Raw genomic sequence first — 13,199 nt, 5'->3', positions numbered from 1 at the left:
CCCCTACCTCTTTGAATCTCAACTCGTTCCCGCTGTCCAATGCTAAGTTAGCGCCTATGGGCGTCCCGCCCGCGCTCCCAGGAGTTTCGATTTTGGCCCCACCACCGCGGCCAACGGGTTTCGGCAATTTCCGCAACCCCTTCTGTCGTCGGCGAGGAGAGCGACGCCGGCGTTTTTCTGTCGCTTTCTGTCGCTTTCTGTCGCTTTTCTGTCAGGTCAGGAAGACCTGCTTACACCTTGGAATCGCGGTGACCATGATTTTCTGTCGCTTCTGTCGCCGCCGCCGCGGTCAACCGATTTCCGCAATTTCCGCTACCCCCGACGGAAACGGCCTGAGGCGGTTCGATCATGCGCTGGGGGCGCGCCACTCTGTGGCGCGTCATGTGTCGATCCAGACGAAGACGCGCGACGGAGTCGCGCGCTCCCAGCGTGTGGCCGCTCGATTGTGCGCCGTGTCGGCCCTTGTGCCGTCGGCGTCCACGGATGGGTTTCCGCAATTTCCGCAGCTCGTTTCGCGCGCGGCGCAAGGCCTGGGAGCGCGGGGATCCCGCCCGTGCTCCCAGGGATTTTCTGGCCGTTCTGCCAGCCGAATCAGGCCAGCGCGCTCACCGGCGAGGCGATGCGGTTCGCGGCACTCGTCACCGCCTTGAGCGAGGCGGCGACGATGTTGGAGTCCATGCCGACGCCCCACAGCACGCGCCCGTCGGTGGTCTCGGCCTCGATGTAGCTCACGGCGGTGGCGTCGGAGCCGGCGCCGGCAGCGTGCTGGTGGTAGTCGCGCACCTTCAGCCGGATGCCGCAGTTCTTGCCGAGCGCGTCGACGTAGGCGGCGATCGGTCCGTTGCCGGTGCCGGCGATGGTCTTCTCGAAGCCGTTGAACTTGATGCTGGCGTCGAGATGGCGCTGCTCGGGATGGCCGGGGGTGGGCAGCGTGGTGTGCTCGATGAACTCGACCGGCGAGACCCGCTTAAGATACTCCTTCTGGAACGTGTCCCAGATCAGGGCCGGGCCGATCTCCTTGCCGGTCTCGTCGGTGATGCGCTGGATGACCTTGCTGAACTCGACCTGCAGCAGCCGCGGCATGTCGATGCCGTAGTCGTTCTTCAGGATGTAGGCGATGCCGCCTTTGCCCGACTGGCTGTTGATGCGGATGATCGCCTCGTAGCTGCGCCCCAGGTCCTTGGGATCGATCGGCAGGTAGGGGACGTCCCATTCCTTGCTGTTGGACGTCTCCAGCGCCTTGAAGCCCTTGTTGATGGCGTCCTGGTGCGAGCCGGAGAAGGCGGTGAACACCAGGTCGCCGCCGTAGGGATGGCGCGGATGCACCGGCAGCTGGTTGCAGTACTCGACCATCTGGCGCACGCCGTTGATGTCGCTGAAGTCGATCTCGGGGTCGATGCCCTGGGTGTACATGTTGAGCGCCAGGGTCACGATGTCGACGTTGCCGGTGCGCTCGCCGTTGCCGAACAGGCAGCCCTCGATGCGGTCGGCGCCGGCCATGTAGCCCAGCTCGGCCGCCGCCACGCCGGTGCCGCGGTCGTTGTGCGGATGCAGGCTCAGCAGGAAGGAGTCGCGGTACTTGAAGTTGCGATGGCACCACTCGATCTGGTCGGCGTAGATGTTGGCGGTCGCCATCTCGACCGTCGCCGGCAGGTTGATGATCATCTTCTTCTGCGGCGTCGGCTGGTAGACGTCGGCGACGGCGGCGCAGATGTCGCGCGCGAACTCCAGCTCGGTGCCGGTGAAGCTCTCGGGCGAATACTCGTAGACGATCTCGGTGCCGGCGGCCGTGTATTCGTCGCCCAGCTTCTTCACCAGCTTGGCGCCGGAGACGGCGATGTCGATGATGCCGTTCATGTCCAGGCCGAACACGACGCGGCGCTGCGTGGTGGAGGTGCTGTTGTAGAGATGCACGATGGCGCGGTGGGCGCCCTTCAGCGACTCGAAGGTACGCTCGATCAGTTCGGGCCGGCTCTGGGTCAGCACCTGGATGGTGACGTCAGCGGGCACCATCTTGTCGTCGATCAGCTGGCGCACGAAGTCGAAGTCGGTCTGCGAGGCGGCGGGGAAGCCGACCTCGATCTCCTTGAAGCCCATCTCGACCAGCATCTTGAACATGCGGGTCTTGCGGTCGGCGTCCATCGGCTCGATCAGCGCCTGGTTGCCGTCGCGCAAGTCGACCGAGCACCAGATCGGCGGCTTGGTGATCACCTTGCTGGGCCACTGTCGGTCGGTGAGGGGCACCTGGCGGAAGGGGACGTACTTGTCGCGCGCGCCGGGCATCATGGGTTTCTGGGACATGATCAGGATCTCTCGTGTCGCGGATGAAAGGGAAGATCGGCGGACGCGCCGAGGCTCACGGGCGAGCGAGGCTCAGGCCCGCAAGCCGCCGCTAAGTCGCAGCGAATGGAAATGCGAATGAATGAACATGGCGCTGGCACGGAGCAGGAGAGACGAACGCTTCGACGGGAGGCACGCATGGGCGCGCCGCCGACCTTAGAGGAGGTCGGCGCCGATAAGTCGAAGTCGCAGTCGCCACGTCATGGGTGCATCAATAAGACATGGACCGCCGGAGTCAAGTGCTCGTACCTTCCCCCGCGTCGCGGGGGAAGGTGGCGCGCAGCGCCGGATGGGGGTGCCTCGCGGCCAGACGGCGTGTGTGGCCGGTGCCCCCCATCCGCCTTTCGGGCACCTTCCCCCGCAAGCGGGGGAAGGTACTGGAGTCGCGCGCTGATCCACTTCGGTTTATGCTCTGCAGCGTGCGGTCACGAGAACCGCCAGTCCAAGACAAGCCGCAGGGAGTTCGCCATGAAGACCATCCTTGTTCTGGCCTGGGACGCCGAGGACACGGCGTCGTTCGACACTGCCGCCGCGCTGGCGCAACGCTTCGGTGCCCATGTCGTCGGTCTGGGGCCGCCGTCCTATCGCGCCGTCAGCGTGGCGTGGACCGATGTCGGCATGGGCGCGCCGTTCGACACGCCGCTGGCCGACGACGAGGAAGAGCGCAAGCGCATGGCCGGGCTGCAGGCGGCGTTCCAGCGCGTGATGGCCGCCGCCAACATCCCCGCCGGCGACGGCAGCGGCACCGGCGTGTCGCAGACCTGGATGGAGTTGCAGAACGCGGTGCCGATGGCGATCGGCACCATCGGCCGCGTCGCCGACATGATGGTGGTGCCGCAGCCGGGACCGCTGCCGCGCATGCCCGAGAGCCTGTTCGAGGGCGCGCTGTTCGACTCCGGCCGGCCGGTGCTGGTGGTGCCGTCGGGCCGTCACGCCGCGGTGGGCAAGAAGGTGGTGGTGGCGTGGAACGGCTCGACCGAGACGGCGCGCGCCTTGTCGATGGCGATGCCGCTGATCAAGGCGGCCGAGGCGATCGAGGTGATCAGCATCGAGGGCGCCATGGTGCAGGGTCCCACCGGCGCCGAACTCGCCACCGCGATGCGCCGTCACGGCCTGCCGGTGACGGCACGGCACTGCGAGTCGGGCGGCAAGTCGACCGGCCAGGCGATGGTGGACCAGGCCACCAAGTTCGGCGCCGACCTGATCATCAAGGGCGCCTACACCCAGAGCCGCCTGCGCCAGATGATCTTCGGCGGCCTGACAAGGCACCTGATCCTGTCGTCACCGATCCCGGTGATGTTCGCGCATTGATGAAAGCCCCTCTCCGGCAATCGGGAGAGGGAGAGGACCACGCGAAGCGTGGGAGGGTGAGGGATCAAGGACGAGGCGCCTGGTCCTCAGCCCCTCACCCTCCGGTCGCTGCGCGCTCCCGTCGACCTCTCCCGCTCGCGGGAGAGGTGACGACTCAACGTGGAGAGGAGAACCGTTCATACCCCGAGCAACCTGCGACAAAGAGCCAGGAATTCGATGGCACTGGCTCGAACGCTGGCGGCGTCATCCTCTTCGGCCGGGACGTCGTCGTAGTCGGCGATCAACCGCCGGCTTTCTGCTCTGTTGAAGCGGCGCGCCAGCAGCTCAGCGTCTTTGCCGGCCGTACGTGCGATGCCGCTGAATTGGCCGACCATCGCCGCGTGAGTCTTCGGCGCCTTGCCGGTTCGCTCAAGGAGGACCGCCGCGGCGGCATGAAACATCGCGTAGTACGCGCCATGGATGACGGTTTCCGTCATCACCGTCTCGTCCAGGATTGTTGCTTGGTGGAGAAATCGCTCGGCCTTGGCGAGTCGCCGCGCCGCTTCAGGCCTCATGCAGCGATCCCGTCACGTTCTACGTTTTCGACGAACCACGACTCTTCACCGGCGCGTGCCAGATCGAGTGCGATTGGTTGAATATATTGACCATGTTCCATCAGCAGATCGAAACCGATGTCAGACAGGGTGTCTCGGTCGTTGGTCGTCGGCTTGCCACGAACGAACACAGCCACATCCCAATCCGAGTCGGGCCGCGCTTCATTGCGCGCACGCGAGCCATAGAGCACGACCCGCGCGACGCGGCCAGGCAGCGCCGCTTCGGCGCGGCGCTTGAACTCGCGGACGAGAGCGAGATCAGGCTCGGACATGACAATAGTCTATCACTAGAGCGTTGATGGATCACGAAAACAGTGACCGATACGCAAACAACGCGGGGGCGCCGCCGGTGTGCCAGAACACCACGTTGTCGTCCTTGCCGAACCGCCCCTGGCGCACGAGATCGATGAACCCCGCGAAGCCCTTGCCGGCATAGACCGGGTCGAGCACCAGCCCCTCCAGCCGCGCGCCCAGCTTCACCGCTTCGAGCATGCCGTCGGTCGGCAACCCGTAGCCCGTGCCGGCATAGCCCGGCACCACTGCGATGGATCGATCATGCAGGGACACATCAAGCATCGCCGCCGCCTCGTGCGCCACGCGCATGACGTCGCGTTCGACACGCTCGGGCTCGGCGTCGATGTCGAGGCCGAGCAGTTCGACGTGCGGCGCCAGCGCCGCGAGCCCGACCGCGAGTCCGGCCTGCGTGCCGGCACTGCCCGAGGCGTGCACGACATGGGTGAAGCGCGTACCCAGCGCGCGCGCCTGGTCAAGCAGCTCGATCGCCGCCAGCACGAAGCCCATGGCGCCCAGCGCACTGGAGGCACCGTAGGGCACCATGTAGGGCTTGCGCCCGCGCGCCTTCAGCCCGTCGATCAGGCTTGCGATCACCGCGTTGCGGTCGGCCTTCCAGTCCAGCATCACGCAGTGGGCGCCGAACAGGCGGTCGAGCAGGATGTTGCCGGTATCGTTGTAGTCGGGATCGACCTTGGGCACGCGCCCGGTCATCACCGCGAGATGGCACTCCAGCCCCAGCTTGGCGGCGGCCGCCGCGGTCTGGCGGATGTGGTTGGACTGCACCACGCCGCCCGACACGACGGCATCGGCGCCCTGCGCCAGCGCCTCGGCCATCACGAACTCGAGCTTGCGCACCTTGTTGCCGCCCAGCCCCAGCCCGGTGCAGTCGTCGCGCTTGATCCACAGCCGCGGCGCCGCCCCCAGATGCGCCCGCAACCGATCGAGCGGCTCGACCGCCGTCGGCAGATGCGCGAGCCGCACGCGCGGGAAGGCAGAGAGCTTGTCGAGGAGGGTGTTCATCGCTCCGCAATACCTTCCCCCGCTTCGCGGGGGAAGGTGGCGCGTAGCGCCGGATGGGGGTGCATAGCGGTCAGGCGGCGTGTGTGTCGGGCACCCCCCATCCGCCCTTCGGGCACCTTCCCCCGCAAGCGGGGGAAGGTAAAATCACCGCGTCTTCCAGATCTTCTTCCCACTGCCCGGCAGGCCGAGCTCGGGCCACAGCGCGTCGATCTTCTTCACCACGGCGTCGTCCATCGCGATCTGCGTGCCCCACTCGCGGTGGCTCTCGCCCGGCCACTTGTTGGTCGCATCGAGTCCGATCTTCGAGCCCAGGCCCGACACCGGGCTCGCGAAGTCGAGGTAGTCGATCGGCGTGTTCTCGACCACGGTGATGTCGCGCGCCGGGTCCATGCGGGTGGAGAGCGCCCACATCACGTCCTTCCAGTCGCGCGCATCGATGTCGTCGTCCACCACGATCACCCACTTGGTGTACATGAACTGCCGCAGGTACGACCACACGCCCATCATCACGCGCTTGGCGTGGCCGGCGTAGGCCTTCTTCATCGACACCACGGCGATGCGGTAGGAGCAGCCCTCGGGCGGCAGCCAGAAGTCGACGATCTCGGGGAACTGCTGCTGCAGCAGCGGGATGAACACCTCGTTCAGCGCTTCGCCCAGCACCGACGGCTCGTCCGGCGGCCGGCCGGTGAAGGTCGAGAGGTAGATCGGCTGGCGCCGCATGGTGATGGCGCTGATGGTGAAGACGGGGAATTTCTCGACGCTGTTGTAGTAGCCGGTGTGGTCGCCGTACGGGCCTTCATCGCCATAGTCGTCGAGCGAGACATGGCCCTCGAGCACGATCTCGGCCTCGGCCGGCACCTTCAGCGGCACGGTCTTGCAGTCGACCAGGTCGACCTTGCGGCCACGCAGCAGGCCGGCGAACTGGTACTCCGACAAGGTGTCGGGCACCGGCGTCACCGCCGCCAGGATGGTGCCGGGATCGGCGCCGATCACGGCAGCGGCCGGCAGCGGCTCGCGCTTGCCCGAGGCCTGCCAGCGCCGGTGGTGCTGGGCACCGCCGCGATGCTTCAGCCAGCGCATCAGGGTGGTGTTCCGCCCCGTCACCTGCATGCGGTAGATGCCGAGGTTGTAGCTGTCCTGGCGGTCGCTCTTGGGGGCGGGCCCCTGGGTGACGATCAACGGCCAGGTGATCAGCGGCGCCGGCTCGCCCGGCCAGCAGGTCTGGATCGGCAGGCGGCCGAGGTCGATGTCGTTGCCGGTCAGCACGATCTCCTGGCACGGCGCGCTGCCACCCAGCAGGCTACCCACCGTGCGCGGCTTCATCGCCATCACCGTGCGCAGCAGCGGCAGCATGTCGAGCGCCTCGCGCCAGCCGCCCGGCGGCTCGGGCTGGCGCAGGAAGGCCAGGGTCTCGCCGACCTGGCGCAGCTCGGCCGGCGTGCGGTCCATGCCCCAGGCCACCCGCTCGACGGTGCCGAACAGGTTCACCAGCACCGGCATGTCGTAGCGGCCGCCGCCGTCCGGCCGGGTGACGTTCTCGAACAGCACGGCGGGGCCCTGCGTGGCCAGCAGCCGGGTCTGGATCTCGGTCATCTCCAGCACCGGCGAGACCGGCGTCTTCACGCGCGCCAGCCGGCCCTCGCGTTCCAGCCGGTCCATGAAGTCGCGCAGCGAGGCGTAGGGCATGTTCTGTCGTCGTGTCTTTACCTTCCCCCGCTGGCGGGGGAAGGTGCCCGAAGGGCGGATGGGGGGCCTATCAACCGGCGTTGCCTCGGTGGCGACATCCCCCATCCGACGCTACGCGCCACCTTCCCCCGCAGGCGGGGGAAGGTAAAGGTCGCAGCGCCGCTATCAGCCGCGGAAATTGATGTGCTTCTTGAAATCGCTCAGCGAGCGCTGCCACCAGTTCAGCCAGTTCTTGAAGTTGGCCTCGAGGTCGGTGCCGCGCGGATTGACGCTCATCTTCAGGCGCACGCGGCCATTGCCGTCGGTCGAGGTCATGGTCCAGCGCTGCTTCTCGTTCCACTCATTGAGCTTTTCCAGCGTGACCGGCGGGTTGAGATCGCGGAAGCCGGCCCAGAACTGGTAGCTCAGGCACTTGCCCTTCTGGGCCCGGTTGCAGTCGTAGAAGAAGACCACGAAGGTGAGGCCTTCCAACGCGCTCACGATCTCGGGCTCGCCCTGCTGGTCGGTCTTGAGTTCGGCGCGATAGCCCCATTTTTGCAGGAGCCTGGACATATCCTGCGGGACGACGCCGCTGTCATCGACCAGGCCGAGGATCTGCGCCGAGGCCGGCGCCGGCAGCAGGGCACTGCCCACAGCCGCCGCGCCGGCGATCACCAGCGCGCTCAGGTGTCGGCGCATACGGTTGAAGCGGATCATCGTGGTCTCCTCTGGCATGGTTGCGCGGCACCCGTCCTGCTACGATCGACTGACGGTGATTTTCGCAGCGGGGTCGAATCCTGTCCACACCGGCATTGTATCGCAGGTCGGTTGACGTGGCCGCAACGCTCACTATGGTCCGGCCATATTTTGGGGGAGAGTACCGGTGCCGCTGCTGGGCGTAATCCTGCTCGCCATCGACATCATCGCCATCATCCATATCCTTCGGAACGGCTATCCGCGGTGGTGGACGTTCGTCGTGATATTCGCGCCCGGCGTCGGCGCCCTGGCGTTTTTCCTGTTCGAGGTGCTGCCCGGGCTGGGCGGCACGCCGGCGGGCCGCAAGGCGGTAGCCAACGTGCGCCGTACCCTCGACCCGGACAAGGAGCTGCGCGAGCGGGCCAAGGCCTTCGACCGCGCCGGGACGCCCAAGAACGCCATCGACCTGGCCGAGGAGCTGGTGCGGCGCGGCCTCTACGACGAGGCGGTCGGACTCTACAGCCGGGTGATGACCGGGCTTTACGCGAACGACCCGGCGCTGCTGATCGGCCGGGCGCGTGCCGAGTTCGGCAAGGGCGATTACGCCGCCGCGCGCCAGTCACTGGACAGTGTGCAGGAGCATCATCCGGGTTACGTCTCGCGCGAAGGCCATCTGCTCTACGCTCGTACGGTCGAGGCGATGGGCGATACGCAGCAGGCGGTCGAGGAGTACGAGTCGCTGATTCCCACCTATCCCGGTCCCGAGGCCAAGGTGCGCTTCGCGCTGATGCTGCAGACGCTGGGCCAGATGACGCGGGCGCAGGAACTGTTCGCCGACGTCGTGGGTGCCCACGAGGAGCGGCGGGCACACATGTTGCCCGAGGACCGGGAATGGTTCGAGGAAGCACGCCGCCAGATACGGACGTAGGCGGCGACAACGGAGGCACGGCCATGAAGCGCTATTGGGTCGTCGGCGGCGAATACAGCGACACGACCTTCACCCGGTTCGCGCCCGGCAAGGACGAGGTGCGGGTGGGACCGTTCGGCTCCTACGAGGAGGCACAGAAGGCATGGTCCGGCCGCGCCTGGGCGACGGTCGACGACGCCCACAGCCGCTACTCGATCCTGACCGAGGAGGTCGGCGCCGCGGCGCCGACGCGCTACTGGGTGGTGGGCGGCGAGTACGCCGACTCGACGTTCACGGTGCCGGCGGCCGGCAAGACCCTGGAGCGCCTGGGCCCGTTCGCGACGGCGGAGGAGGCGCAGAAGGCGTGGTCCGGCCGCGCCTGGGCCACCGTCGACGATGCGATGTGTCGCTACCGCATCGAGATCGAACAGACAGCCGGGAACGGATGAGCGGGCGAGACGCCCGCGCTCCCAGGAGCGACCGCTTCCCCCGCGAGTTTGCGGACATCCTCTCGCGCCAGGGCCGGCGGGTTCTGGCGGGCACGCACCCGCTGGCCGGCGTACTGGCCGAGCCGCGCACCCGGTTCGCCGCCGCCGATGACCTCATCGATGCGCGGGCAGCGGCGCGGCTGCGGGCGCTGCTGGACCGGCACCTGACGGACGCGCTCGAGCGCATCGACCGGCCGATCCCGCCGGAGACGATCTGGGACATGACCGAGGACTACGCCGAGCGGCTGCCCAAGGCGACGCGGGTATCGACGGTGTATTTCGATTCGGCCCGCGAGGCCGGCGCCCGGTTCGCGCGGCGCATCGGGCTCGACACGATGCTGCGCTCGCAGAGCTTCCGTGCCTTCGCCGCTGCGCTCGCCGGCCGCGATCTCGCCGACGGCTGGGGCCGGCAGGTGCTGTGCTACGGCCCCGGCGACTATGCCGGACCGCACAACGATCACCACCCGAAGAACCGGCGGGCACGCGCCGGCTATATCGACGTCCACCTGTCGCTCGCGGCGCCAGCGGTGGCGCACCAGTGGCTGGTCTATGCCAGGGCGGGGCATTTCACCGAGACGGTATCGGTGGCCGCGCCGGCCACGGTCAGCGCCTACCGCCTGCCGTTCTGGCACTACGTGACGCCGCTGGTGGCCAAGCCCGGCCGCGTCAGCGCCGCCCGCCGCTGGGTCCTGCTCGGCACGTTCCTCTATGCGGCGTGATCAGCCCGTGCCGATCATGTCGTCGAGCGCCGCGCGGTCGAATTCGTGGCGGAAATTGAAAGCGACGCCCTTATCCGTGGTCAGGCCCTGCAGGTCGACCACGGCGCGGCCCGAGCGTTCGATGTCGGCCATGGCCTGCTCGGTGGCGTTGGCCAGCCGCACAACGGAGGCCGGGGCCAGGAACTGGTCGCTGGCTTCGGCGTCTATCCACAAGCCCAGTTCGACCGTGCGTTCGTCGCGGCCGCGCCAGGCCAGCAGTTCGTTGGCCTGCAAGGGACCATGCTGGACCATGCCCAGCTCGGCCTCCTCGCGGGTCATCTCGCGCCGGTAGTGCTTGGGCCCGCTGGCATCGGCCACGAGGTAGGGCAGCTCGACCACAGCGTGGCCGCTGCTCAGCAGATCGGCCGACGCCTTCTCGGCGGCGTCCGCCAAGCGGGTCATGGCCGCGCGGTCGACCGACAGATCGACGCTCAGCGTGCGCGCGGCGTCCTCCATCAGCCAGTCGGCCAGGCCACACAGGGCGTCAGGCTGCCCGCGAAACTCGAGGATTTCCCCTGCGGACGTCGTCTCATTGGCGGTATCGGCCGCCACGGTCGCCACCGGTTTCTCGTCGGCCGCCGTCACCGGCGCCGACATGTCGATGACCCGCTCCTTGCGCCGGCCGAGCATCAGCAGCAGGACGACCAGCAGCACAGCGCCGCCCGCGGCGACGGCGATCCAGATCGGTTCCATGTCGGTCGCTTCCCCCTTGCGACAGTAGCCTTATTGCGGCCGGTGCAGCGGCACCACGCTGATGGAGTTGCGCGGACTGCCCTCGATCACGCGGTCAGTATACGTGAGATAGACCAGGACGTTGCGCTTGGTGTCGTAGAACCGCACCACCTGGGTCTTCTTCCAGATCAGCGAGGCGCCGCGGGCGAAGACCTCCTCGCCGCTCTTGATGCGCTTGGCCTTCTCGACGTCGATCGGGCCGACCTGCCGGCAGGCGATCGACGCCTCGCCGGGATCCTCGGCCAGGCCCAGGGCGCCCTTCACGCCGCCGGTCTCGGCGCGCGAGAGGTAGCAGGCGACGCCCGGAACGGCGGGGTCGTCGAACACCTCGACCTTGATGCGGTCGTTGGGCCCCAGCCACTTGAAGCGGTAGCTGGCGGAGCCGAGATCCTCGGCATGGGCGGCGGCGGCGAGGAAGGGCAGGGCGACAGCGGCGGCGAGGAAACGGCGCATATCAGGGGCCTCCGGAGGCGTTGAGACGGGCGTGATGTTGAGATCGTTTGTGGCCGACGCGGGGCAGGTTAGCCTGCTTTAGCGCCCCCGCGGCAGTCGCGTGGCCAGGAAGATGCCGGGCAGCACCAGCAGGGCACCGACGATGTGGTAGTGCATCGGCGTCTCGCCCAGCAGCGGCCAGGCCATCAGGCCGGTGTAGAGCGGCCCAAGATACATGCCGATCGCGGCGCGGCCGGCGCCCAGCACCCCCAGCGCGAAGGAATAGGCGCCATAGGCGCCGACGCCGGGCACCACCGCCAGCACCAGGATCGTCAGCAGCGAGCGGCCGTCGAGGCCGGGCGCACCCTGCAGCGCCGCTTCGAGAGCCGTCGTCGGGATCAGCACCACGACGCCGCCGGCGATGATGGCGGCCAGGCGCGTGGTCGGATCCAGCGTGCTGGGCCGATACTTCAGCAGCACGGAATAGAGGCCCCAGGCGGCCGAGGCGACGGCGATCCACACGTCGCCGACCGCGAAACGCACGGACAGCAACCGCGCCGGGTCACCCTTGATGATGACCCACAGCACGCCCAGCAGGCAGAGCGCGATGCCGGCCAGTTGGCGAGGCCACAGGCGCTCGCCGTAGACCAGCGCCGCGACGCCGACCACGACCACCGGCGAGGCGGCATAGATCAGGCCGATGTTGGTGGCCGACGTGGTACGGCCGCCGATATAGACGAAGGCGCCGCAGACCCACATGCCGAGCGCACCCAGCACCAGCAGGTCCACCCACTCGCGCCGCAGCGCCGTGCGGTGTTGCCACAGCCGGCTGCCGACAAAGGGCAGCAGGATCAGCAGCGCGCAGGCCCAGCGGCCCAGCGCCAGGGCATGGGGCGGCACGAAGTCGACGTAGCGGGCGGCGAGCTGGTTGACGGCGAACAGCGCCGGGCACGCCAGCAACGCCGTCCAGGCCACAGGGAGACGCAGAGAAGACGACACGGGTCAGGGATTAGAGCGGTTGGCGCCTGCCGTCGAGATCTTCCTCCCCACGCAGTGGGGAGGTGCCCCGAAGGGGCGGAGGGGAGACTACGTGGTCTAAGTAACAGAGACCGCGTCGTCTCCCCATCCGGCCTTCGGCCACCTTCCCCACTGACGTGGGGAAGGGAAAAGGTCAGACTGGCTTCAGGCCTTCCGCCGGCACCTCGCCGCCGGCTGCCTTGATGGCGCGCCGGTAAGCGGTTTCGCTCTTGAACGGGCCGTACTTGGGATAGTCGCGCTCACCGCGGCCGGGCCGCGCATCGCCGGTCGACGGGTCGACCAGCAGCAGGCCGCCATTGCGGTCGATGACCGGGATCGACCGCCGCCAGCGGCTGAAGATGCGCCGCATGGTGGCGGAGTAGTCGATGTAGGTCTCCCACTCCTCGTGGTCCTTGGCGAAGATCCCGTCCCAGGTGTCCAGGCATTCGTTGATGAACGCCGTCTCGACCAGCTGCATGTTGGACATCATCCAGCAGCGATCCTCGAAGATCCAATAGACGCTGAGCCCGATGATCTGCCGTCCCCGCGTGACGTAGGGGAAGAACGGAAAGGCGCGGCAGGCGATGGTGCGGTTATTGCGCTCGCAGAAGGCGGCGCCCTTGCACTCGATGGCGCACGACGAGGTCGTCAGTTCGTCGACGATCTTGCGCGTGGCCGCATCGTAGGGCTTGAACCGCTTCCACAGGTCGGTGCGGTTCTGCAGCAGCTTGAACTCGGCCTTGTGGACAACCGGCACGGCGTCCTGCGTCGAGCAGCAGACCGGCGAGCCGCCGTTGAGCGGCGAGCACTTCTTGCCGCAGTCGAATTGGCAGACGGACGCGTTGAAGCGCGCATAGAGGCGCTCGAAATCGTCCGGGGTCAGTGTCGACGCTGATTTGCTCATGCGCGCGGACTGTAGTGATCTCGATTGTTAAAAACCAGTTAC

14 protein-coding genes are annotated in these 13,199 nt (G+C 67.7%); 4 read left to right on the top strand and 10 right to left on the bottom strand.

Features of this window, described 5'->3' with window-relative positions:
• Positions 1 to 591: 591 nt before the first annotated feature.
• Positions 592 to 2,301, bottom strand: a complete 1,710-nt coding sequence (gene leuA, locus FQU96_RS31570; RefSeq protein WP_146545364.1) for a 2-isopropylmalate synthase — start codon at positions 2,299 to 2,301, stop codon at positions 592 to 594.
• 507 nt (positions 2,302 to 2,808) lie between these two features.
• Between leuA and FQU96_RS31565 the strand changes: the two genes are divergently transcribed.
• Positions 2,809 to 3,651, top strand: a complete 843-nt coding sequence (locus FQU96_RS31565) for a universal stress protein (RefSeq protein ID WP_178130815.1) — start codon at positions 2,809 to 2,811, stop codon at positions 3,649 to 3,651.
• Between the two features lie 176 nt (positions 3,652 to 3,827).
• Here the strand turns inward: FQU96_RS31565 and FQU96_RS31560 are convergent, their stop codons facing one another.
• From FQU96_RS31560 to FQU96_RS31540, 5 genes are all read right to left on the bottom strand, one after another.
• Entirely contained in the window at positions 3,828 to 4,205 is a 378-nt protein-coding gene (locus FQU96_RS31560; RefSeq protein ID WP_146545362.1) for a HEPN domain-containing protein, read from the bottom strand.
• Entirely contained in the window at positions 4,202 to 4,516 is a 315-nt protein-coding gene (locus tag FQU96_RS31555; protein ID WP_146545361.1) for a nucleotidyltransferase domain-containing protein, read from the bottom strand. Before FQU96_RS31555 ends, FQU96_RS31560 begins: the two co-directional genes overlap by 4 nt.
• Before the next feature lie 31 nt (positions 4,517 to 4,547).
• Positions 4,548 to 5,558 (bottom strand): D-cysteine desulfhydrase family protein, encoded by a 1,011-nt coding sequence (locus FQU96_RS31550; RefSeq protein WP_146545360.1) that lies wholly within the window; start codon positions 5,556 to 5,558, stop codon positions 4,548 to 4,550.
• Positions 5,559 to 5,702: 144 nt separating this feature from the next.
• On the bottom strand, positions 5,703 to 7,244 hold the full coding sequence (locus FQU96_RS31545; RefSeq protein ID WP_146545359.1) for a UbiD family decarboxylase: 1,542 nt from the start codon (positions 7,242 to 7,244) through the stop codon (positions 5,703 to 5,705).
• 165 nt (positions 7,245 to 7,409) lie between these two features.
• A complete protein-coding gene (locus FQU96_RS31540) occupies positions 7,410 to 7,940 on the bottom strand; it encodes a YbjN domain-containing protein (RefSeq protein WP_178130814.1) in 531 nt (176 codons plus the stop codon).
• Between the two features lie 166 nt (positions 7,941 to 8,106).
• Here FQU96_RS31540 and FQU96_RS31535 point away from each other — a divergent pair, with 166 nt between their 5' ends.
• From FQU96_RS31535 to FQU96_RS31525, 3 genes are read left to right on the top strand one after another with little or no spacing between them, the layout of a single operon-like run.
• A complete protein-coding gene (locus FQU96_RS31535) occupies positions 8,107 to 8,847 on the top strand; it encodes a tetratricopeptide repeat protein (RefSeq protein WP_178130813.1) in 741 nt (246 codons plus the stop codon).
• A gap of 23 nt (positions 8,848 to 8,870) precedes the next feature.
• On the top strand, positions 8,871 to 9,275 hold the full coding sequence (locus FQU96_RS31530; protein WP_146545356.1) for a DUF4170 domain-containing protein: 405 nt from the start codon (positions 8,871 to 8,873) through the stop codon (positions 9,273 to 9,275).
• Positions 9,272 to 10,033, top strand: a complete 762-nt coding sequence (locus FQU96_RS31525) for a hypothetical protein (RefSeq protein WP_146545355.1) — start codon at positions 9,272 to 9,274, stop codon at positions 10,031 to 10,033. Before FQU96_RS31530 ends, FQU96_RS31525 begins: the two co-directional genes overlap by 4 nt.
• On the opposite strand, the gene FQU96_RS31520 is transcribed toward FQU96_RS31525, so the two are convergent.
• The 4 genes from FQU96_RS31520 to FQU96_RS31505 all read right to left on the bottom strand — a co-directional run bounded on the left by FQU96_RS31520 (position 10,034) and on the right by FQU96_RS31505 (position 13,157).
• Entirely contained in the window at positions 10,034 to 10,765 is a 732-nt protein-coding gene (locus FQU96_RS31520; RefSeq protein WP_146545354.1) for an Hsp70 family protein, read from the bottom strand. It lies immediately after the preceding gene.
• Between the two features lie 30 nt (positions 10,766 to 10,795).
• Entirely contained in the window at positions 10,796 to 11,257 is a 462-nt protein-coding gene (locus FQU96_RS31515; protein ID WP_146545353.1) for a CreA family protein, read from the bottom strand.
• Between the two features lie 78 nt (positions 11,258 to 11,335).
• Positions 11,336 to 12,211, bottom strand: a complete 876-nt coding sequence (locus FQU96_RS31510; protein ID WP_218574951.1) for a DMT family transporter — start codon at positions 12,209 to 12,211, stop codon at positions 11,336 to 11,338.
• Between the two features lie 196 nt (positions 12,212 to 12,407).
• Positions 12,408 to 13,157 (bottom strand): hypothetical protein, encoded by a 750-nt coding sequence (locus tag FQU96_RS31505; protein ID WP_146545352.1) that lies wholly within the window; start codon positions 13,155 to 13,157, stop codon positions 12,408 to 12,410.
• Between the last annotated feature and the right edge of the window lie 42 nt (positions 13,158 to 13,199).

The organism is Reyranella sp. CPCC 100927 (assembly GCF_007859315.1).
Taxonomy (GTDB): domain Bacteria; phylum Pseudomonadota; class Alphaproteobacteria; order Reyranellales; family Reyranellaceae; genus Vineibacter.
This window is presented reverse-complemented; position numbering and strand designations above follow the sequence as displayed.